Source organism: Clostridium beijerinckii HUN142, assembly GCF_000621745.1.
GTDB classification, from domain to species: Bacteria; Bacillota; Clostridia; order Clostridiales; family Clostridiaceae; genus Clostridium; species Clostridium beijerinckii_A.
In genome coordinates this window covers 73,317-96,437 of the sequence record NZ_KK211336.1, presented here as the reverse complement: position 1 = coordinate 96,437, position 23,121 = coordinate 73,317, and the positions used below count along the sequence as shown (strand labels likewise).

Annotated in this window: 23 protein-coding genes; 9 read left to right on the top strand and 14 right to left on the bottom strand. The window is 29.8% G+C overall.

Annotation, left to right across the window (positions count from 1 at the left end):
• Positions 1-226: 226 nt before the first annotated feature.
• The 4 genes from T483_RS0121705 to T483_RS0121690 form a co-directional block, all read right to left on the bottom strand.
• Entirely contained in the window at positions 227-616 is a 390-nt protein-coding gene (locus T483_RS0121705; RefSeq protein ID WP_026888715.1) for a hypothetical protein, read from the bottom strand.
• Between the two features lie 850 nt (positions 617-1,466).
• Positions 1,467-2,243 carry an EFR1 family ferrodoxin gene (locus T483_RS0121700; RefSeq protein ID WP_026888714.1) on the bottom strand — a complete coding sequence of 259 codons (777 nt, stop codon included), beginning with the start codon at positions 2,241-2,243 and terminating at the stop codon, positions 1,467-1,469.
• Positions 2,244-2,676: 433 nt separating this feature from the next.
• Entirely contained in the window at positions 2,677-3,015 is a 339-nt protein-coding gene (locus T483_RS0121695) for a hypothetical protein (RefSeq protein ID WP_026888713.1), read from the bottom strand.
• 427 nt (positions 3,016-3,442) lie between these two features.
• Positions 3,443-4,090, bottom strand: a complete 648-nt coding sequence (locus tag T483_RS0121690; RefSeq protein ID WP_026888712.1) for a TetR/AcrR family transcriptional regulator — start codon at positions 4,088-4,090, stop codon at positions 3,443-3,445.
• Between the two features lie 152 nt (positions 4,091-4,242).
• Between T483_RS0121690 and T483_RS0121685 the strand changes: the two genes are divergently transcribed.
• On the top strand, positions 4,243-5,910 hold the full coding sequence (locus T483_RS0121685; RefSeq protein ID WP_026888711.1) for an MFS transporter: 1,668 nt from the start codon (positions 4,243-4,245) through the stop codon (positions 5,908-5,910).
• Between the two features lie 231 nt (positions 5,911-6,141).
• Here T483_RS0121685 and T483_RS0121680 read toward each other — a convergent pair whose 3' ends face one another.
• The 4 genes from T483_RS0121680 to T483_RS0121665 are packed head-to-tail and all read right to left on the bottom strand — an operon-like array spanning position 6,142 to position 7,909.
• The gene (locus tag T483_RS0121680; RefSeq protein ID WP_026888710.1) at positions 6,142-6,447 is read right to left on the bottom strand and encodes a hypothetical protein; all 306 of its coding nucleotides are present in this window, start codon (positions 6,445-6,447) and stop codon (positions 6,142-6,144) included.
• A complete protein-coding gene (locus T483_RS0121675) occupies positions 6,440-6,967 on the bottom strand; it encodes a hypothetical protein (protein ID WP_026888709.1) in 528 nt (175 codons plus the stop codon). Before T483_RS0121675 ends, T483_RS0121680 begins: the two co-directional genes overlap by 8 nt.
• Positions 6,948-7,400, bottom strand: coding sequence for a hypothetical protein (locus T483_RS0121670; protein ID WP_026888708.1), 453 nt, complete (start codon positions 7,398-7,400; stop codon positions 6,948-6,950). Before T483_RS0121670 ends, T483_RS0121675 begins: the two co-directional genes overlap by 20 nt.
• A complete protein-coding gene (locus tag T483_RS0121665) occupies positions 7,397-7,909 on the bottom strand; it encodes an RNA polymerase sigma factor (RefSeq protein ID WP_026888707.1) in 513 nt (170 codons plus the stop codon). The genes T483_RS0121670 and T483_RS0121665 overlap by 4 nt, the downstream gene beginning before the upstream one ends.
• A 258-nt stretch (positions 7,910-8,167) precedes the next feature.
• Between T483_RS0121665 and T483_RS0121660 the strand changes: the two genes are divergently transcribed.
• Positions 8,168-9,217: a galactose ABC transporter substrate-binding protein gene (locus T483_RS0121660; protein WP_026888706.1), complete on the top strand. Its 1,050-nt coding sequence runs from the start codon at positions 8,168-8,170 to the stop codon at positions 9,215-9,217.
• Between the two features lie 301 nt (positions 9,218-9,518).
• Here the strand turns inward: T483_RS0121660 and T483_RS0121650 are convergent, their stop codons facing one another.
• Positions 9,519-9,941 (bottom strand): PTS sugar transporter subunit IIA, encoded by a 423-nt coding sequence (locus T483_RS0121650; protein ID WP_026888705.1) that lies wholly within the window; start codon positions 9,939-9,941, stop codon positions 9,519-9,521.
• 643 nt (positions 9,942-10,584) lie between these two features.
• On the opposite strand from T483_RS0121650, the gene T483_RS0121645 reads away from it, so the two are divergent.
• The 4 genes from T483_RS0121645 (at position 10,585) to T483_RS0121630 (ending at position 14,490) form a co-directional block, all read left to right on the top strand.
• Positions 10,585-11,499: a helix-turn-helix transcriptional regulator gene (locus tag T483_RS0121645; RefSeq protein WP_026888704.1), complete on the top strand. Its 915-nt coding sequence runs from the start codon at positions 10,585-10,587 to the stop codon at positions 11,497-11,499.
• 163 nt (positions 11,500-11,662) lie between these two features.
• Complete coding sequence (locus T483_RS0121640; RefSeq protein WP_026888703.1) at positions 11,663-12,772, top strand: DNA alkylation repair protein; 1,110 nt, start codon at positions 11,663-11,665, stop codon at positions 12,770-12,772.
• Positions 12,772-13,059, top strand: coding sequence for a Dabb family protein (locus T483_RS0121635; protein ID WP_026888702.1), 288 nt, complete (start codon positions 12,772-12,774; stop codon positions 13,057-13,059). Before T483_RS0121640 ends, T483_RS0121635 begins: the two co-directional genes overlap by 1 nt.
• A gap of 372 nt (positions 13,060-13,431) precedes the next feature.
• Positions 13,432-14,490: a galactose ABC transporter substrate-binding protein gene (locus T483_RS0121630; protein WP_026888701.1), complete on the top strand. Its 1,059-nt coding sequence runs from the start codon at positions 13,432-13,434 to the stop codon at positions 14,488-14,490.
• An 11-nt stretch (positions 14,491-14,501) separates the two neighbouring features.
• Here T483_RS0121630 and T483_RS32535 read toward each other — a convergent pair whose 3' ends face one another.
• The gene (locus T483_RS32535) at positions 14,502-14,627 is read right to left on the bottom strand and encodes a hypothetical protein (protein WP_278247472.1); all 126 of its coding nucleotides are present in this window, start codon (positions 14,625-14,627) and stop codon (positions 14,502-14,504) included.
• A 484-nt stretch (positions 14,628-15,111) separates the two neighbouring features.
• Between T483_RS32535 and T483_RS0121620 the strand changes: the two genes are divergently transcribed.
• Both T483_RS0121620 and T483_RS0121615 read left to right on the top strand, forming a co-directional pair.
• A complete protein-coding gene (locus T483_RS0121620; RefSeq protein ID WP_026888700.1) occupies positions 15,112-15,729 on the top strand; it encodes a nitroreductase family protein in 618 nt (205 codons plus the stop codon).
• Between the two features lie 21 nt (positions 15,730-15,750).
• Complete coding sequence (locus T483_RS0121615) at positions 15,751-16,134, top strand: desulfoferrodoxin (protein ID WP_026888699.1); 384 nt, start codon at positions 15,751-15,753, stop codon at positions 16,132-16,134.
• A 277-nt stretch (positions 16,135-16,411) separates the two neighbouring features.
• Here T483_RS0121615 and T483_RS0121610 read toward each other — a convergent pair whose 3' ends face one another.
• From T483_RS0121610 to T483_RS0121595, 4 genes are all read right to left on the bottom strand, one after another.
• Complete coding sequence (locus tag T483_RS0121610; protein WP_026888698.1) at positions 16,412-16,828, bottom strand: MaoC family dehydratase; 417 nt, start codon at positions 16,826-16,828, stop codon at positions 16,412-16,414.
• Between the two features lie 64 nt (positions 16,829-16,892).
• Entirely contained in the window at positions 16,893-18,287 is a 1,395-nt protein-coding gene (locus T483_RS0121605) for a GntP family permease (protein WP_026888697.1), read from the bottom strand.
• 67 nt (positions 18,288-18,354) lie between these two features.
• Entirely contained in the window at positions 18,355-19,905 is a 1,551-nt protein-coding gene (locus T483_RS0121600; protein ID WP_026888696.1) for an acyl CoA:acetate/3-ketoacid CoA transferase, read from the bottom strand.
• 289 nt (positions 19,906-20,194) lie between these two features.
• Positions 20,195-21,919 (bottom strand): sigma-54-dependent Fis family transcriptional regulator, encoded by a 1,725-nt coding sequence (locus T483_RS0121595; RefSeq protein WP_026888695.1) that lies wholly within the window; start codon positions 21,917-21,919, stop codon positions 20,195-20,197.
• Between the two features lie 224 nt (positions 21,920-22,143).
• On the opposite strand from T483_RS0121595, the gene T483_RS0121590 reads away from it, so the two are divergent.
• A complete protein-coding gene (locus T483_RS0121590; RefSeq protein ID WP_242841906.1) occupies positions 22,144-23,118 on the top strand; it encodes a glycoside hydrolase family 18 protein in 975 nt (324 codons plus the stop codon).
• The last annotated feature ends 3 nt before the right edge of the window (positions 23,119-23,121 follow it).

Below are 23,121 nucleotides of genomic sequence, written 5' to 3'. Positions count from 1 at the left end.
ATGTTCATTATTGGGCTAATAAATTTTAGATGCTCCAGATAATCTTCATTTAAAGGCTTGCTTAGTATATAAATATTTGATTTTTTCTATATTTTGTATATCTCTAGTAGTTTACAATTAAAGCTTTCATGCGAACTTTCTCTCTTACTAACAACATTCACATTAGAAATACCTAAAAAAGTAGGGATTACTTTATCACAACCCCTACCATATAAGATCAAATATTTTAGTCTATACCTACAATTTTCAATCGTGCTTGAGAACCATCACTATATCCTGACCATCTCATATAATATTGACTTGATCCATCTGCAGTGAAATCATCATTATCAGTATCTTTTCCACTAACATTTTTAACAGAAACACTTGCAACAGTTTTATCTGTTCCGCTAGATACATATTTTCTAGCATATCCATCCCCAGTTCCTGCTTTCGCAATACCATAAAAAGTAGCTTCTCCAGCTGCTAATACTTTTCTTTCACTTCTATTGTTATCATTTGTTCCTGAAAATACCTTGCTCATATATGTTGTATCAGCACTAGCTGGAAGTGCTGTTACTACTGCCCCCATAACTAAGGCTACAGCTGCAAGTTTAGTTAAAAAATTTTTTTTCATATATTTTTCCTCCCATATTATATCTTATTTGTAAATAAACTTATTATTAAATTATTTACAACCAAATTCTCTCATAATATGAAAATTAAATAAATACTTTTTCCTTTAAACATACAGAATGATGCACGAAAAGCAAAATTATTACAACTCTTCTTCTATTTCCTTAAAATATTCTTTTTATTCCTAAAAATATGCGTTTTATGATACAATATTTGCTTTTTGCTAACTAAATTCATTTTTTAGTATCAATATTTTGATATTCTTAGTAGCAATCCCACATTTCATACATACAACAACCAACAATGCAATTATTGGTCTGAATCTTTCTCATAATTTTAACTAGACTGATATGTACAGATTGAATATTTAGCAGAAAATAAGAACTTTTCTACCTATTCATCATCTTTAATATCAATATATATATCCTTAACACTACTTATTTTTTTCTTATCTTTTAGATTTCAACTTAAAATTTTCGCCCTGAATCACAAACTTGCAACTAACTTAACATCTTCTTATTATAATTTTTATTTATATATTTTTACATAAATAAATGCTTAAAGCTTCTATTTCGCTCTAAGCATTTTTTAATATTTCATAACTTACTTTCTCATAGTATGTAAAAAGATTGAATTTACACATCATCCTATCACATAATAAATTTCTGAAGTTTTTATTATCTATAAATATTCTCTTAGACATATATGTTGCAATAATAAACTTATATTTAGAATTCCAATAAGCCAAGCTCTCAATTAAAATAATAATGTAGAAAAGCAATTACAACATATATATTAAACAATTCTATAAACTCTTGGAATTTAAACTCAGATTAGTAAAATTATTAAATTTATTTTTGAAATAATTCACTTACTTTTATTTTCGGATGATGATATCTACCTCTTTTTAATGTGGCTTTTTTATATTGTATAGATTTTTGTGGACACCATTGCATACACGCAAGGCAAAATTCACACCTATGTTCCCACTTTGGCTTTCCATTAACTATGTTAATATTATTTGCCGGACAAATTTTTGAGCAAATACCACATCCATTACATTTTTCTGTTGTCCAAAAATTCTTATCTTTATCTTTGGGCTTAAACGTATTATATATAAATCTAAACGCAACTTTTTTGATTCCACCAGCCTTATTAGAATTCTTAATTTCATTTCTTTTTACACTATCTACTATTTTTAATATTTCTTCATCTGAATTTTTAAATAACCTTTCTTGCTTTTCATCTGCAAGTGGCGAATACATAACCTGGTAATTTCCTGGCATAGTTAAACTAAAGCTTGCTGATAGGGCTGTTCCTTTTCTATTTAATATGCTATCTATTTGATTAAAAGATACCCCTGCACCAGAGCCAAAAGTTGCAACTGCAAAAATATATACATCTTTACTTATTTCCAGATTTTCTATAAACTTTCTTACCATATATGGTATTCCACCAAAATATACTGGATAAATAAAACCAATCTTGTCTGATATATTATCACTAGTAATTGATAAGCTTTCTTTAGAAATCCTCACAAGTTTTGTTTCTCCTAATCTATCTCTTACATCTTTTGCAACTTTTAATGAATTACCTGTTCCACTAAAAAAATAAATTGTCGTACTCATAATTACCCCCAAATTATATTATTATAATACCTCTTCAAATTATTCTATATATCTTTTTAGAATGCTTCCCTGCTACATTTACTATATCGCTTTTTCTAATCTGCCTCTCTTTTTATTTTAGTTCCGGTGTTCCATAACTATTATTAGCTTCGTTTATTTAAAGTCACTATATTTTCTTTAAGTATACTATCAGTATATTTTTAACATAAAAGAATGTCAATTCCAATTAAAATTTCATATGTAGATATTCTAATTGAACTTAAAAATCTTATTCTTAATTAATCATTTGACTTGCTAGTGTCCTAAATTTATTATTTTAACGCATATAATAAAAATCCCATAAAAAACAATAACCAATATAAAATAGAGACAGCACTGTACAATTACGTTGCTCTCTCTATTTCTTAATTTTTATTATAAAAAATCTGTTACTCTAATTGCATCTAATGCTGTTTATACATCTTACTGCGGCTTCTTTTGCATCTTGGCATCCTTCTTGTGCACCTTCTTGGTATCCTTGACAATATCCTTCTTCACGTCCTGCTTCTACTCCTGCACAATATCCATCCTTATACCCTTGGTTATAAGCATCTTCTAATGCACCAGCTGAAGGATAATTTCTCCTACAATGGCATTGCACATTTTCTCCAAGGGTTCCATTACAATTACATCGTACATTTTCTCCAAGAGTTCCGTTACAATTATTGTTATTGCTTACTGCTCCAAGAGTATTAGAATTTCTATATCTTCTTCTATGACATCTGTATCCCATTTCTTTTCCTCCGTAAATTATCAAATTTATAATCTTTTGATTAAACTTCTAATTATATATTATGCTAACTTACTATATTTGTTATTGATTTTAAGACATATACTCTAATAATTATTCGTAAAATAGATATTCTGAATTTTTTTATAAATATTAAGAATGCCTCAACACATATATAATGTATAAAACGTTCAACTTTACGCATACTAAAATGGGTTTATTTTTAAACCTAGGCATTCATTCTTTGCCCCTTTATTGGGGCCTTTTTAATATATACAAATAATATTTATAATATAAATTTAATCTATGATATAAATAGTGTGTAATTCTTATTAATAAAATTTTTCACTATAACTAGACATATACTTATCTTTATGCTAAAAGAAAATGTTAATCACAAAAGCCACTCTTATCAATATATTAAATTTCCCTATGTTATCTTTATATAATTTGTACAATCTTCGAACAAACAGTACAACATATTAACACATTTCTCGATGCATAAATCGATGTTCTTAATTTCATCATCAAATTTAATCCTATGGCATACATCATCTGTTATGAAAAATGAATAATGATAAAATAATCTTTCTTCCTCTTCACTATTAAAAGGTAAAGATAAAGCTTTGAAAATCTCTTTAATTTTATCTTTTCTCTGCTCATCATATTCTTTCCTCAAAGCAGCTACATCTTTATCTAACAGTGTTAATGCTTCCATTTCATCATGAAAAGTTTTAGAAAAGTCATGATAATCTAACATCATCTTTATAAATGCTTTAAATAGTTGTTTTGCTACTTCAGCATCATCAAATTCCTTATCGGCATTTTCTAACCAATAATCATGACTTGGGTAATCAAACTTTTGGTTAATCCTTTCAATTACTTTAAGATAAATTTCCTTCTTATCTTCAAAATAGGCATATACAGAACCTGTTGCTACATTAGCTTCATTAGATATATCTGCTGTTGTAGTATTATAATAACCTTTTTCATTGAATAATTTATAAGCCGCTTCTAAAATTCTATTGTATTTTTCCAAAGCTCTTTTTTGTGTTGGTATTCTTGTCTTTCTTTCCATCTTTATCACCTATTTAAATAATAAAAGATAAAAAAATAAAAGTCAACAAAATATGAAACTCATTTCATATATTGACTTTTAATTTTTTCCAGTATATTATATAAACATGAACTCAATTTCATATTCATATAATAAAAATTTTGGAGGTTCTCATGAATAAAAAACAAAAAGTATTAGCATTTATCTCACTAGCAATAGCTTGCTTCTTAACAGTATTAGATTCAACCATAGTTAATGTATCTTTGCCTTCTATGGCTGATTACTTCAACACAGATATAACAGGAATATCATGGGTAAGTACCGCTTACTTGATCCCATTCTCAGCTCTTTTAATAAACTTTTCTAAAATTGCAGATATTTTTGGAAGAAAGAAACTATTTATAATTGGTCTTATAGTATTTGGTACTTCATCAATACTTTGCGGGCTTTCCACTTCCCTTTCCATGATTATAATTTTTAGAATCATGCAAGGTATAGGAGCTGCAATTCTTGCTCCACTAGCCATCCCTTTAGGTATCGAATTATTTGGTAAAGATGCCATGTCAAAACTTGCTATTGTAATTGGTATGACAATTTCTATAGCTGCAGCTTCTGGTCCCGTTGTTGGCGGAATCTTAAATGAAGCCTTTGGTTTTAAAGCAATATTCTATGTAAATGTTCCTTTTATCATCGTCTCTTTAATCTTTGGAGCTCAATGTCTTACAGAATGTTATGATAGAACAATTGAAAAGCGAATAGATTTTATTGGTTCCATATTATTATCTTACGGAATCGGAGCACTAACCTTTTTCCTCGTTAAAGGGAGCTCATATGGCTGGGGCAGTACAAAAATAGTTATTTTAATAATAACCTCAGCAATTTCAATTATTGCTTTCTTAATATATGAATTAAGATCAAAAAATCCAATGATAGAATTTAAATTATTTAAAATAAGAAGCTTTACTTCTTCAATAATAATAGTTGGAGTAATATTCTTTGCTTATATGCCTATATCTTATTTAATGAATTTCTATCTAGAAAACCAATTAGGTTATTCCGTACTAAAATCTGGACTTATCTTAGGTATAGTCAGCGGTGTTTCATTTCTTACCTCTCCAATCTTTGCAATTATATCTAAGAAATATGGTGCCAGAGTTATTTCATTATTAGCAATAATTTTTGTATCTTTAGGTGATCTTATGTTTGTATTTATGAATAGTTCAAACAATATGAAGATAATTTATAGTGCATTCATTGTAGTAGGACTTGGTGTTGCTTCAACCTCTCCACTATATAAAAGTGCATTTGACGAGGTTTCAAAAGATAAGAATGGTATTGCTTCAGGAATATTGAACAGCTTTAGACAACTAACTGCATGTTTAGCTGTAGCCTTAGTTTCAACGTTAAGCAGCTATTACACTACTCAAGCTATAGATAATTCAAAAAGCAGAATAATAGAACTTGTTAATAACAATACAGTTCTTGAAGATCAAGTAAAATCTACGATAGTTGATAAAATAAAGACTGCAGACACCAGCAAAAATAATTCCTTTTCAAAAGATATGGTTGATAAATTAATTAAAGAGAAAGAGGATGCTGTATTAGCTTCTGCTCCTGATAAAACGAAACCAGCTATAGAAGAAAACTTTAATACTCAAACAAAAGAGATCCATAATGTCTTAGATGAAATGACTGTCATAAAAAATGATGAAAGTAATAAAGTTTATAATAAGTGCTTCTTGCTTACAGCAATTATTGCAATTCTAGGATTAGCAGCAGTACCTTTTAATAATCAAAAAAAATCTAAGCTAGGAAAAACCGAACCAGAATTTGTGGTATAAACATCTCGAAATAATCATTAAAATAACATTAATATTTTCGGTAAAATAATTTTCATCTGACTATTGCACAGAAGTTCTATTTCTCAATATAACATTTATTATGCAGCATTCCTTCATAATCATGATGCTTTAATTTCAGCTACAATAAATAAACCCAAGGCAATCCGATATGCCTTGGGCCAAAATTCTTTTAACTATTGAATCATCTTCTTTTTAAACTTTCTTATAATATTAAATTGTTCCTCTAAACTGTGGTGAATGAGTAACTATAAATTCTGCTCCTCCCATTCCCATAGCAAAGAACACTAAAATAATAACTAATATTATTGCACTAAAATCATACTGCATTCTTTCTTGATTATTTATTATGCAAGCTGCGATAATCTCTATCCCAACACTTACTAAGATAAGTGGCCACATTGATACAATTAAAAGAACATTAAGATTAGTTATAAACACTCTAAGTAAAAACATTATCCCAAATACTATTAAAGCAAGTCCCGAGGTTAATGTTCCTACCTTGCGGACCTTAATCATCTATCTCACTCTCCATTTTTTTCCCCTTGATAAGTTTTATACCAAGTGTAACTATTGCTACTCCTATAATTACTTTAGGAGTATCTCTCATTAAATCATAAATAATAAAACGGCGTAGTTCATATGGAATATATGGCTCTAAAATACTCATTATATTTTCTAAAACTAAATATACGCCTAAAAATAGACATATAATACCTACTGCAAATCTACGTTTCTCAAATATATCTTTATCTAATCTTGCTAGCTTATCAATAGAAAACAAATACTTATCTTCTAAAAGTAAAAGTTCATCGTCATTTAAACTCATCCTATTAGTACAGTCAAAAAAAGAATAAAACCAAATAAGAGGTGCTATATATAACAGCGGTCCTATGTTGAGCCACGAAGAAAGAAATATTAAAAAGAAGAATACAGCCATAAAAGATACCCCTATTTTCATAAATCCCATATACATATGTCCTGCACCTGGCAGCATTGAAAAAACAAAAGTTAAAAATCTACTTTTTCTCTTGATCATTATTAAAAACCTCCAATTTAATTATTTTTTCAGAAAAGTTATTCAGATTTACATTAACCGAATCTACAATCCTAAAATCTAATGGTTTAACATGATTTGTCGCTGTATTAACTAAAGAATTTAATCCATTTGAAAAAACCAATATTAACGCTATACTAGCTGCAACTGCAACTTTAGCACAATAAAAACGGAACTGAATCTTGCTTTGCTTTTTACTTTTTATTTTAATTTGTACTTTTTCTTGAAAACCTAAAGGAGCTTCTGCAAGTTCATCTTCTTTAAAACTATCAGCAAATTCACCAGCACACACTTGACAATCATTAATATGTTCTAATATATCAATCATTTGTTCGTCGCTTAGAATATCAAACTTAAGCGCCGTTAATGTTTCTTCAGTTAAATGACCTTCTTCATCAAATAATCTGTTATTCACATAAACTCCTCCTTCCATAAATCCTTTAACATTTTTTTTGACCTGTAAAGTTGTGTTTCCAAAGTTCTAATATTCTGGCCCGTTTCCTTTGCCAAATTTGATAATTTGACATCTTTGCAAAAATAGCTTATAGCTACAGTTCTATATGGCTCTTTTAGCTTGTTGCATAAACTTTGTATTCTCTCTGTAGTATTCTTTTTTACTACTGTTTCCTCTGGTGAATCTCCTATATACTCAAGATCTTGGTATTCATCTTCTGATAAACTAACTGTTTTCCTTACTTTGCTCTTAAGATAGTCCTTACACTTATTTGCAGCGATTTTAGCAAGCCAAGCTTTAATGTTATCTCCATCAAAGCCTTCCCAATTTTGATATGCTGATAAAAATGTTTGCTGAGCCAAATCTTCAGCATCAAAATAATTTTTTGTGAAGGATAAACAAATAGTGATAATTAACCGTTCATATTGTTTTATGCAATTTGGAAATTGTTCTTTTTCAATATCTATCACCACCTTAATTAATCCCTACACTAAATATAACGATCGATAAATAAAAAACACTTCAACTTTTTTTAAATTTTATTGTTAAAAATATGATATGTTTTTTCAACTCTTCCTTAGACTATATAATAAGAGATCATTAAGATTATGCTATCATTTTAAAAAAGTATATAAAGTATTGTAAATTCCATATGAATAATTTTTTTGATACAGGACAACCTAATTTCACGTGTATTTCAAATAATTTACTAACTATGGAGGACAACAATGAGATTTTTTAAAAATGCACTATCTTTTATGATAATTTCTATATTACTCTTACGTAGCATCGAAACTTCTGTATATGCTACTCCAAACACTAATTCTCAAGATCAAGTCAAAATTGCGGTATTCCTAAGTAATTTCAATTCTCCTTTTATTTCTAGTTTAAAAAAAGACTTAGAAGAAGTTCAAAGAGAAAATGAAAATAGAATTCATTTTACTTTCTTTGATTCAAAAGGTAATGAAACTATTCAAAATGAAAATATTGATGGATCATTTAATCAAAACTTTAATCTTTTTGTAGTAGATTTGGTTAACTCTAACACAAATTTCTCACAAAATGCTCTTGGTAAAATATTCAATAAAAATATTCCGCTAATTGTAACACTAATTCCAAGCAATCCAATAATAAATTATATTAAAACTTATAATAGGGCTGTCATAATAGGTGCAGATGACGCTCAATCCGGTTCTCTTCAAGGAAACATTCTTGTTGATTCTTGGAATTCTAATAAAAAAGCACTAGATAGAAATAAAGATAATGTAATGCAATATATTATGCTAAAAGGCCCTATTAGTGATCCATCAACACCTTTAAGAAGTAAGTATCCTATTCAAGCACTTAATGATGCTGGTATAAAGACAGACGAACTTTTATCATCTACATGTAATTGGAATAAGGATTGTGCAAGAGATGATATACAATCTTCACTTTTAAATTTATATAGTAAAGTTGAGGTTATAATTTCTAATAATGATGCTATGGCCATTGGTGCTATTGAGGCACTGCAGAAATATGGTTTTAATAAAGGCGGAAATTCAAAGTACATTCCAGTTGTTGGCGTAGATGCGATACCAGAATCTAGAAAGTTAATAGATCAGGGATTTATGACAGGTACGGTTATTCAAGATACACGTGCTTATGCAGATGCAATCCATTCTGTAGGCGTGAATTTAATTTCTGGTGCGGACCCTCTTAATGAAACAAATTATAAATTTGATGAAACTGGACCTATAATCAAATTACCTTTTTATAAATATGTTAAACGCCATTAAATTCTTATTTATATTTTAAGTATCAATTTCTTATTAGTCATAAAAACGTCTATACTCTCATAAAATTTAAAATTAACATTATCCCAAATGCAATTAGGAGAACTTCCTCCCATTCAGGTTTAGTTCTCCTAATTGCTCAGCTAATTATCTTAAGCATCAAAGTCCCTATCTTTAAAATAGTACCTTCTATCATCCTCATTTATTTTTCTTAATACCTTCTTCATCATCTTTATGTAATTATTTTATCTTTTTATCGAATACTCTGTAATTAATCTTGAACTAATCATTAATTTTTTTAAATTTAAAATATGTCATCATCTAAATTCTTATCTATTTGTTTCTCTAATGGTTTTATTGAGTTTTTACCCCCATTTTGTGCAATCTCTAATAGCTCTGAAAGACTTGAACCCTCCCTGCCTGCAAAAACTTCCAATAACATTGGCATGTTAATTCCAGTTATAACCTCCATATCCTCATTTTTTAATGCAATCATACTAGCAACATTAAATGGACTTCCCCCAAAAAGGTCCACCATAAATAAAATTCCGTCTGTGCAGTCTAATTCCTGTATAAGATTATTGTACTTATCTAATAAGTTTTCAATTCCCTCCCCTGGCTTAAACGTGGCACATCCAATATTTTTTTGTTTCCCATAGATCATTTCTGCGGATTTAACTAACTCCTTAGATAAATCTCCATGAGTGCCTACAATTATTCCTATCATTTGAATTACCTCCTTATAAAATTTGTTCAATCAAACTTTTTTGTATTATGGGCTTATTAAATTCTCTTCTAATCATATATCTGTGCAAATGCAAATAGTATAGTGTAGTATTAAAAACCAGATTACCAGTAATTGCTACAGATAACAAAATAGTAGTATAACTAGAAATACTTATTTTGAGTGTATCAGAAAGAATACCTATAAAAACTATTCTAGGCACTAATGTTAACAGACCTAATACAAACATAATGATAAATAAATTAATCTTCCATATTTCGAAAATACTGTTGCCACACTATTCCTATAACTACACTAAAGTAGTTTTCATGTATATTTATAGTAATTTATCCTATAAATGATAATTAAAATTTATTTTTCTTGTTATTCCATTTATCATTACTTTCCACTCTAGAATTAACTTTAACATATATAAGTACTTCATTCAAAAGTTTTATTAGCTTAATCAATCTTATGAACTTTTTAACAGTTAATGGTATAATAATAAGCCTTTTGGTTTGATATGCTAAATTTAAGATAAGTATTATTTATCAAATAGATTTAACCACAAGTATTGCGCTAAATGATATAATATGACATTATGTTGTCAAGTTATATACTGTATATTTATATATGAGGTGATGTTATGCAGATTAGTAGATTGTTTCAAATTATATATATTCTACTCAAAAGAAAATCAATAACGGCTAGAGAACTAGCTGAGCATTTCGAAGTATCTGTCAGGACAATTTACAGAGATATTGATGCTCTATGCCAAGCTGGAATTCCTATATATTCAATTCAAGGTAAAGGTGGCGGTATTTCATTGGTAGATAAATTCGTTTTTGATAAGTCACTATTTTCTGAAATCGAGCAAGATAAAATTATACTTGCTCTGCAGAGTCTTTCCGCTGTAGGATACGATGAGATTAATGATGTATTATCAAAATTAAGCAATCTTTTTCAAAAAAGCGATATTAATTGGATTGAAGTTGATTTTTCTAATTGGGGTAGTGAAAAAAAACAAAAGGAAATATTCAATATAATAAAAGAATCAATATTAAAGCAAAAAGTAATTAATTTCTCATATTTTAGCGCTGACGGTATGAAAAGCAATAGATATGTTGAACCTTTTAAATTACTATTCAAAGATAAAGCTTGGTATCTCCAAGGATATTGCCTTCGAAGAACGGCGTGCAGAACCTTTAAGATAACTCGCATGACTGATATTCACATTACAAGTGAAAGTTGTGTACATCAAGATTCACAAAATCTTATTAATAATTCATCATCAGAAAAATTCAATGAACTAATTCATCTTAAGTTAAAAATATCATCAGAAGGTGCTTATAGAGTATACGATGATTTTGATGAGGAAAATATAACTATAAATAACGACGGCTCTTACTCTATAGACATTTCAATGCCTCAAGGTGAATGGATTTATAATTATCTTCTTTCCTTCGGAGCTATGTTAGAAATCATAGAACCTATGGCTATAAGAAACGAAATTATTAATCGTTTAGATAGCATGATAAATAAATATAATTCTAAAACTTGACATAATGTAGTCAAGTTTAGTTTATTAAAATAATAACATAAATAAAATTTAACTGTATAAGAGATTGCTTCATCAAAATATTTTAATATATTCTTAAAATAGAATTATTGCAAAATATTAAGTTTTCTTTATACATTAGTTACAAGGAGATTGTGAAATACTTATGAGCGAACCACTAAAAAATATTTATACCTTGGAATTTTTAAATGATTTTGCAAGTAAAATACAGAATGTTTATACAAAATTTAATGAGAAAGATTTTGTTGCTTCAGTTTTGGCCTATCCATGGGATGAATTACCTTTAAAAGCTCGTATTCATAGAATAGCTGAAATATTAGGAAACTATCTTCCTAATGATTTTGAAAATGCACTAAATATCTTATTTTCTATTAATGAAAGCTGCATAAGATTTCCCTATCTATTCTTTCCAGATTTTATTGCTACATATGGGCGGCATGAGGAATATTTTGAGCTTTCTATGAATGCTTTAGAACGTTTCACTCAACAATCATCGTCAGAGTTTGCAATCCGACCATTTTTATTGCATCACCCTAAAAGAGTGATGGAATATATGATGAAATGGTCGTTATCTCCCAATGAACATATACGACGTCTTTCAAGTGAAGGTTGTCGGCCACGCCTTCCTTGGGGTACATCTCTTCCAATGTTTAAAATCGATCCATATCCAGTTCTTAAGGTGTTAGAAAATCTTAAAGAGGACGATTCTCTTTATGTCCGTAAGAGTATTGCCAATAATCTTAATGATATTTCAAAAGATAACCCCGACACTGTTTTAGAGATAGCAGAAAATTGGATGTGTCATAATCAAAATACTGACTGGATTTTAAGGCGCGGCTGTCGTACTCTTATTAAAAAGTCTAATCCAAAAGCAATGTCTCTCTTTGGTTACACTAACTCTCCAGCTGAAAATCCAATATTTAGAAATGCCTCAATCTCTGTTCAGCCTAGGCAACTTAAAATTGGAGACAGTTGTGAATTAAATTATTCACTTGATATAGACTGGAATTCTTCAGTACATATCCGCTTGGAATATGGCATTGATTTCATAAAATCAAACGGTAAACCATCACGTAAATTATTCCTCTTATCTGACAAAACATTGTTATTTAATGCACATTTACAAGGCACGCGTACACATAGCTTTGCAGACCTCACTACCCGTAAGCACTATCCTGGCATACATAAAATTGTCCTTATGATTAACGGTATAGAAGCTGCACAGACTAAATTAAATATTTTAGGAGGCAAATAATGATTATAAATAACCTACTATTGAAATTAAAAGACAGGGACATCAATAATATTAAACAAACTCAGAATACCCTTTTAAAGATGAAGGGAAAAATAAGTGTTCTACTTGATATACAAGCAGAACTAAACATACGTCCTAATAAAACAAATTATGATATCATTTTAATTACAAAATTCCAATCATTAGAAGATATGAATTCATACCTTACTCATCCAGTGCATTTAGAAGTTGCAAAATTTATTGGTAGCGTTCTAGATACTCAAGCATCTGTGTGTTATGAGTTATAAAAATATAATATAACGCATTAACAAATTTTATAATAAGAATATAAATTATATATACTAGGATTAAATTGCTACATTCTAGTCTTAATTGTGCACTTGCCTTACTAACGTTTTAAATGTAAATATATTATCGCAATATATTTACTGCATTCAAATAATATCTATATTATATGAATATTTCTACGAAACTTTCATATAATATAGATGTTTTCATGATTTAAACTATCCACTTTTTAGCCCCCTTGTTGGGGCTTTTTTATTTATACACAAAATTCTTTTCTGTTTCTATTAACTTATATAGCTACTTATATTTAGTATAAACTTTTTCGTAAAACGTATAATAAGCTTATAAGTACAGAGGATTGGAGGATTTAAATGAAGATATTTAAAAAAATATTAGCTGTAACTGCACTTACTATTATATTTAGTATTGTACTTAAAAGCAGTCTTCTAAATACTACAGTTGTTGCAGAAATTTCTAGGCAAGGAGCTCCTATTAAAGTCGGCCTGTTTTCAGCTGATCTTAATGATGATTACCTTATCTTTCTTCGTAAAAATTTTGAAGATATTCAAAATCAGCATCCAAATGAGGTCATATTCACCTTTTATGATGCTAAATTCAATCAATCAACTCAAAATACAGAACTTGATGCCAAACTTAACGAAGGAATTGATCTTATATTACTAGATATGGTTAATGTCAATGATATAGGTGACTTAATTAGTAAAATATCAAAATATGAAATTCCAGTGATAGTTTTCAATAGAGAACCACTTACAATGGATGCTATAAAATCATATAAAAAGGCCTTATATGTGGGTACAGATTCAAAACAAGCTGGCACTTTACAAGGTAAAATTATTATTGATGCTTGGAATAATCATAAAGATTTAGTTGATAAAAATAAAGATAACGTACTACAATACATAATGCTTATTGGTGAAAGACTTAACAAAACATCTATCGATAGATCCGCATATTCTATTTCAACTATCCAGCAAGCTGGAATAAAGACAGAAGAGCTTGCATCACCTGTTTTGAGTTGGGATAGAGATACAGCTCAAAATACTGTCGATGCATTATTTTTAAGATTTGGAAACAAAGTAGAGTCAATAATTTCAAATGATGATTCTATGGCAATTGGTGCCGTTAAAGCCTTACAAAAATATGGCTACAATAGTGGAAATAAGTCCAAAGTAATTCCAATTGTTGGAGTAGATGGTGCTCCTGAAGCCAGAGATCTGATTTCAAAAGGCTTTATGTTAGGCTCTCCCATACAGGATACTAGTATTATGGCTAATGCTATTTATACCATAGGCTCTAACTTGGCTCATGGAATAAACCCTATCGAAGGAACACCATACAAACTAGATGAAACTGGAGCTGCTGTTCGAATACCCTATGAAGAATATACAGGACCGATGTTTCAATAAAAGATCAAATACTAAAATAGAACTACTTTTAATCTAAGGGAAATATCAGATAATATTTCCCTTATAACCACAGTAACAGTAACAAAATCCTCTAAATCATTTATTGGTATATCAGAATTTTTGTTAAGCTCTAACATATTGCTCCCCTCTATCATTAATTGTTAATCCTTTTGATGATAGAGTAACAATAAATTTGTTAGAGCTTTTCTATCTATAACTAATGCTATCGAATTTAAATAACTCAATAAGTAAAATTAATGTTACTTGATAAAATTATATATTTGCTATAATGCTAGTTATTTGATCTTGCATGTCACTCACCATTTTCTTCTTTATCTTATTAAATATTATTCTCACAATTAATACAAAACTAAATCACAAATTGAATTTATTAACTAATAATTATTATTGACTAATATAATTATTATGTATATAATAATGTTAAAGATAAAACTCTCATTTTTTTCTAATTATGTTAGCTAAGTTTTTAATAAGTTAAGGATTTCCAATATAAAAATATACCTAAATAATAATTTTAAAATTCTTAGTCATTAAAAAGACTTTTTAGAAATAAATTTAAAGAGTACATTAACTATTGATAGTGAAAAAGGGTGTGTTGATATGAGTTCAAAAGAGATTTTTGAAGAAAGACGTTCTATTAATTTTTTTGATTCAAAGAAAAATTTAGAAGATAATTTATTAAAAGATATTATAAACCGTGCTGTATTAGCTCCTTCAGCATTCAATCTTCAACCTTGGGAAATTATAGCTGTAAAATCAAAAGAAGCTAAAGACAAATTGTACAAGCTTTCTAGCAACCAGCCAAAAGTACTGGAAGCGCCAGTAACATTAATAATTCTTGGAGACAAAAATGGCTATGATAAATCAAATCCCATATGGGATATCTTCCTTAAAAATTTTGATGGAGATGAAGAAAAGCTAGCTAATACACAAGGTTTTGCATATAGTTTATATGGTACATCAGAAGAAAGAAAATTGAAATTTGCAGAAAGTAATGCAGCTCTTCTAGCTATGTCTATTATGTATGCAGCTAAATCATTTGGAGTTGATTCCCATCCTATGAGTGGTATAGACTTCGATGGTATTAAAAAGGAATTTCATCTTGATGATAACAAAACTGTTGTAATGACAATTGCACTTGGCTATTTAGAGGAAAGTAAAACTTTATATCCAAGAGCTTATAGAAAAAATTATGAAGAAATAGTTAAAGAATTATAATTAATTTTAGGAGGCAATAAAATGACTGAATTAAAACAAGTTTATAAATGTGAAGTTTGTGGTAATATTGTGGAGGTTGTTCATAATGCTGGTGGTACACTAGTATGTTGTAATCAGCCAATGAAACTTAAGGCTGAAAATACTACTGATGGAGCAACAGAAAAACACGTTCCTGTAATTGAAAAAGTTGAAGATGGAGTTTTAGTAAAGGTAGGTTCTGTACAACATCCTATGCTTGATAACCACTATATAGAATGGATCGAAATCCATACTGAAAATAATGTATATAGAAAGTTCTTAAAACCTGGTGAAAAGCCTGAGGCTTTCTTTAAAGTTGACGAACCTGTTCTTTTTGCTAGAGAATATTGTAATTTACATGGTTTATGGGCTGAAAAAAATTCTTAATAAAAACTCTTTATTTAAATTATCATTTAAATGAATAAAAGTCTGTAATCATTTGTTTATTCATCGAATATCTTAATCAAATGGTTACAGGCTTAATGTTTTACTTAGAAACTGCTGCTCTGCTATTAGCACATAAATCTTTCTTATAGAAGTTTAATATTTTTCCATATAATATAAATGCAGATACATTCCCTATTTTTTTATTATTTTTAGTTAATACAAAAAAGCAGTGTGAACTTCAAATTATTGAAATTCACACTGCTTTTAAAGCTTGTCTTTATTTAGGAGGCATTATTGTTGCTGTGCCTTTAAGCACTTCAACACCATCTTGATTTGTGCATGTAGTACTTAATTTTATTCTATTTTTATCTTCAATTTTCTCTATTACTTCTACTTCAGCCTTAATTGTATCTCCTATTCTTACTGGTGCTGTAAATTTAAGTTCTTGTCCAAGATAAATGGAACCTGGTCCTGGCAATTGCATTCCCAATACTGCTGACACTAAACCAGCAGTTAGCATTCCGTGAGCAATTCTCCCTTTAAACATTGTTTTTTCTGATTCAACTTGATTTATATGCGCTGGATTTAAATCTCCTGTTATTCCAGCATATAAATATACATCAGTTTCCGTAATAGTCTTTTGAAAAGATGCTTTATCTCCAATCTTTAATTCCTTTATAGTTAATCCTTTCACTAGTACTCCCCCTTTTTTGCTATATAATTTTCAAAATATTATTTATAAGTATTTTCAGTTCTAATTAAACAAAATGTAGCATGCTTTGTAATGCTATTAATGCAAATACAGTTCCTGTCTTTATACAAGTGATTACGAATATATCTTTATATGATTGTTTATGAGTTAATCCTGCAATTCCAAGTAATGTTATAACTGCACCATTATGAGGTAATGTATCCATTCCACCTGAAGCCATAGCAGCAACACGGTGAAGTAATTGTGGATCTATTCCAACACTATTTGCCCAAGTTAAATATTGTTTTCCGAAAGTATCAAGTGCTATACTCATTCCTCCTGAAGCAGAACCTGTAACTCCTGAAAGAACATTTACTGTAACTGCCTCCGAAAGTAATGGGCTTCCATCTGGATTAATATTTGTTAACGCATGAGCTATAGATTGAAATCCTGGTAAAGTTTTAATAACATTACCGAAACCAACTTCTGATGCTGTGTTCATAACTGCTAAAAGTGATCCAATTGCGCCAGCATTAATTGCTGCAGCAAAGTTTCCTTTCATACGTTTTGGGTTAATTGATACTGCAAGAGTGATACCAACTATAAGTGCAATCATAAGAGCCCAGTTATTCATTGAACCAACAACACCTGCTTCTGGGATGTTGTATGGTGCCTTAGTTACCCAAGAAACGATATCCCATTTAGGAAATACAACTTTTTGAAGAACTAGAGTCACTATAAGTACAGATGCTAATGGTAATGCTGCTATAAATGGATTCGGTAAACTGCTATCTTCAACAATTACAGGCTCTTGCTTATGGTTTGTTCCATATCCTTCTCCTTTTGCTTGAGCTTTACGCTTACACCATTCTAAATAAGATACACCGCAAACTAAAACCATAATTGCACCTAGAGTTCCAAATATAGGAGCCGCATATAGATCTGTATTAAAAAATTTCATTGGTATAGAGTTTTGAATTTGAGGTGTTCCTGGAAGTGCGTCCATAGTAAATGTGAAAGCACCAACAGCAATAGTTGCTGGAACGAGTCTCTTTGGTATATCTGCTTCTTTAAATATAGAAGCTGCAAATGGATAAACAGCAAACGCTACAACGAAAAGACTTACTCCACCATAAGTTAGTATGGCTGCTGCTAGTATTACAGATAGCATAGCTCGTTTTTTTCCTAATTTATCTACTATAAATTTTGCTATTGATTTTGCTGCACCAGATTGCTCCATAACCTTACCAAATACTGCACCTAGTAAGAAGAATGGAAAGTAAACTTTTACATAGTTACCCAAGTTAGGTAAGAATATTTCTGTATAGGTTGGCATAATCGCCATTCCTGAAAATATAGCTGCCATAATTGCAAATATAGGTGCGAAAACAATAACTGAAAACCCCTTATAAGCCATAAACATTAAAAGTGCTAAGCTTAATAAAATTCCTATAACTGCCATATACAAAACCTCCGTTATTTTATTATTTTTCTTTTCAAATATTTTATCCTTATCTTATTCCTCTTTATTATTTACTACTTAAATTCATAGGCTTATCCTTAAAAATTTTTTCATCCATTATTTTTAAATCCTTTGAGATTATTGGCTTGAAGTCCATTTGATCAATAATATCTTTTTGTAAATTTACTCCTGGAGCTATTTCTTCTAATGTAACTCCTTCTGTTGTTAATCTGAAAACTGCCCTCTCAGTTATATAAAGTACTGGTTGATCAACATCTCTAGCATAATCTCCACTGAATGTAATTTGTTCAACATTTTTTATAAACTTCTTTGATCTTCCCTCATTTTCGATTACTAACTTACCATCAGCAACATTAATTTTAAGTCCTCCTGCTGTAAATGTTCCACAGAATATAACCTTTTTTGAATTTTGAGTGATATTTATAAATCCTCCACATCCAGCTATCTTAGGCCCAAATTTACTTACATTTATATTCCCCTTCTCATCGCATTGAGCTAGTCCTAAAAATGCTATGTCTAGACCTCCGCCATCATAAAAATCAAATTGAGATGACTGATCTATAATGCTATCTGGATTTATAGCTGCACCAAAACTTAAACCTCCTGCTGGAATTCCACCAATCGGACCAGACTCAATAGTTAATCTCATCGTATGTCCTATTCCTTCTTCATTGGCGACCATTGAAATTCCCTCTGGCATACCAATACCAAGATTAGTCACTGCATTTGGTATAAGTTCCATTGCACAACGCCTTGCTATTACTTTTCTTTCATCCATTGGAAGGCATTCGATAGAATCTACTGGCATTCTTATCTCTCCACTATAAGCTGGATTAAATGCTTCAGCAAATGTCTGCATATGGTCTTCACTATTAGCTACAACTATAGAATCTACAAGTATTCCAGGGATTTTTACAAGCTTTGGATCTAAAGTTCCCTTAGAGACTATTTTCTCGACCTGAAGAATTACTTTTCCACCAGAATTTTTTGCCGCCTGTGCCATTGATAAACCATCAAGTGTTGCTGCTTCTTTTTGAAGCGTTGCATTTCCATCTTCATCTGCATATGTTGCTCTTAATATAGCCGCATCTATAGGAAAAGCTTTGTAATAGAGATATTCTTTATTATCAATTTCTATAACCTTTACAATATCCTCAGTTGTACATTCATTTAATTTTCCTCCCTCGACCCTTGGGTCTACGAAAGTTTTTAAACCAACATGAGTAATTGTTCCTGGTTTACCTGCCGCAATATCTCTATAAAGACTAGATATTACTCCTTGCGGAAGATTGTAAGCCTTTATTTTATTTTCAATTGCGAGTTTTTGAATTTTAGGAGCTAATCCCCAATGTCCACCTATTACCTTTGACAAAAGCCCTTCTTGCCCTAAATGATTCAAGCCTTTTTCTTTCCCATCACCTTGTCCAGCTGCATAAACAAGAGTCAAATTATTAGGGGTACCTTGTTCTAAGTATATTTCCTTAAGCTTTTTAGAAACTCCTTCGGCATGTCCAGCACCTATAAATCCACCAAATGCAACAGTGTCTCCACTTTTGATTAAGGAAATCGCTTGTTCAACCGACATTATCTTGTTCATCTTTACTCCTCCTTTTCACACTTTTATCTACTCCATAAAGCAAGAGTGTAATATTTTATTTATAATTCCTTTTACACTTATTTATATAAGCAATATCCATGCCAAGATTTCAAGTATGCATTTAACGTAAAATTGCGCTTTTAGACAAGTAATTTCATAAAAAATTCTTAATTAAACCAAGTTTTTGTACGATATTTCGTACAATTTTTTAAGTAAACATTTACATAGCGTGCGACTTTCCGAACAATTATTTTATATAAAAAAAGTAGTTGTTCGTTAATCCGAACAACTATGTTTGTATTTTATATTTTTCTATTTTCTCATATAAACTAGTGCGTCCTATATCAAGAATTTTTGCTGCCTTAGTTTTATTTCCATCTGCAGCTCTAAGTGCAAGAATAATAGCATTTTTTTCACTTTCAGCAAGAATATCTTGAAGCCTCTTAGGAACTATTGAAACTTTTTTGCCTGTAATCTCTTTGGGTAAGTCTTTCACTTGAATAATCTCACTATTTTCCATAATATTGATAGCCCGCTCCAATATATTTTCTAATTCTCTTACATTACCTTTCCATTCATAGATTTTAAGATATTGTTCAGCCTCCTTTGAGATTCCCTTAACTTTCTTATCTAGATCGACTGAAAGCTTTTTTATTAAATGATTAGAAATAAGTATTATATCATTTCCCCTTTCTCTTAAAGGTGGAATTTCAATTGTCACAACATTAAGTCTATAATACAGATCTTCACGAAACTTACCTTCTTCAACTAATCTTTCAAGATTCCTATTAGTTGCAGCAATTATTCTAATATTAATCTTCTTACTAGCTACGCCGCCAACTTTTTCAACTTCTCTCTCTTGAATAACTCTTAATAGTTTTACCTGCATGTGGAGAGGCATATCTCCAATCTCATCTAGAAATATAGTACCTTCATTTGCAATCTCGAATTTTCCTATCTTACCTTCCTTTTTAGCTCCTGTAAAAGCCCCAGCTTCATATCCAAACAATTCTGATTCAAGTAAATCACTTGGAATTGCTGCACAATTAACCTTAACAAATGGCCCTTCATGCCTGTTACTTTCTGAATGTATTGCATGTGCAAAAATTTCTTTACCTGTTCCACTTTCTCCTAAAATAAGAACATTTGAACTTGTGTGAGCTGCTTTTTCAACTATAGCTTTAGCCATAACAATTGGTTCACTCTCACCTATAATATTTTCAAGAGAATAATTTGCCTTATTAAATTCTCTAAGCTTTGATTTATAGGTTGCTAATTCCTTCTCTATAACACTTATTCGTTTATAAAGACTATTTAATTCTTTTACATTTCTAAATAGGACCTTACCTACTACCCCAATAATTTCTCCATTTTTTACTATTGGTATTCTTGATGCTATCATATAGCTTCCTTTTATCTTATGAAGTTGTGCTACCTCTTCTTTTCCCGTCTCTAATACTATTGGCATTCTAGTATTTTCTATCACTTCATTTACATGCCTACCGATAGCATCCTCCCTTTTAATCCCTAAAAATTCTGTATAGGCATTACTGATCATAGTAACTATGCCCTGCTTATCAATGATAATCATTCCATCATAAGCAGTTTCAATTACAGTATTTAGTATTTCTTTGCTATCTCTCTCTTCCTCAAGCTTATGAATTAACTGATCATAATTTGTCACATTACTAAAAATTAACAAAGATCCTTGTGTATTAGTATTTTCTCCAAAAGGTATAATGCTTAATATTAAATTTAATTCATTAGCTATTATTGGTCTTTTAATTTCTTCTTTTTTAGTTGACAGAAAATATGCTATATCTGGATCCGGCATTATTTCATTAATATCCTTGCCTAAGCTATCTTTGCTATCTATGTCAAAAAGGATACTGGCCGCTTCATTAACAAATAATATTTTCTTATTCCCATCAAGTGCAATTATTGCATTAAACATATTATCTAATATTATTTCAAGTTTATTAATATAATTTTTGAATAATGATTCAGTGCTCATTTAATGCCTTCTCTCTTAAATTTTATTTTTAAGTAGTTTACTAAAAATTCAAGATAAATACAAGTAATTGTTCTATCTTTAGAGTATATTGTATAACTTTACAGTTACATGTATAAACCTCAAGCATATATTTTTATTAAGTATAAGTAATATATCAGGCTATCTTAAAGCTGTAGCGAATACTTAAATATAATTATATTTAAGTAATGATAATTTAGAAAGGATTGATAGAAATTAAAAGAATAACTTCATTTTATTCTCCTAATCCTGTTAAATATAAAGTAGTAGGATATGTACACGGAACTACAACCAATGTAAATCCGAACAAATTAACCCATATTAATTACGCTTTTGGAAGTATTATAAACAGTTCAATTTTTATTCCCGATGATCAAAATTTAATGAATTTGGTATCATTAAAATCTCAAAATCCAAAATTAATGGTTATCCTTTCAATAGGTGGGTGGGGAGCTGAAGGTTTTTCTGATGCTGCCTATTCAGAAGCTTCACGAAGTACTTTTGCAAATAACTGCCTGGATATTGTAAATACCTATGGCATAGATGGAATAGACCTTGATTGGGAATATCCTGTTAGCGGCTCTTGTAACCTAATTAAATGTAATCCTAAAGATAAAGAAAATTTCACGCTTTTACTTAAATCTATACGTAACAAAATTGGAAAGAATAAAATACTCAGTATTGCAGCTGGGGCAGATAAATTTTACATTAATAACGTAGAAATTAATCAAATAGTAAATATCTGCGATTATATAAATTTAATGACTTATGACTTTGGTTATAATACTCATAATGCAAATCTTTATCCAACTTCTTCCCCCTATGGATCTGGTTTTAGCTGTGATGAATCAGTAAACATATTTTTGCAGGCCGGTGTTCCCTCTATGAAGATTAATTTAGGTATTCCTTTTTATGGATACTATGGCCATGAATATCTTTCATATGGAAATCTACTTGAAAATTATATAAATAAAAATGGCTGGATTAGGTACTGGGATGATGAAGCAACAGCTGCTTACTTAAAAAATGACAGTTCATTTATCACTTATGAGGATGAAGAATCAATTGACTATAAAATTAAATATATAAAATCAAAAGGACTTGGTGGTGCAATGTTTTGGGAATATAATCAAGATTACAATGATATTCTTTTAAATAAATTATGGACAGGTTTAAACTAATAA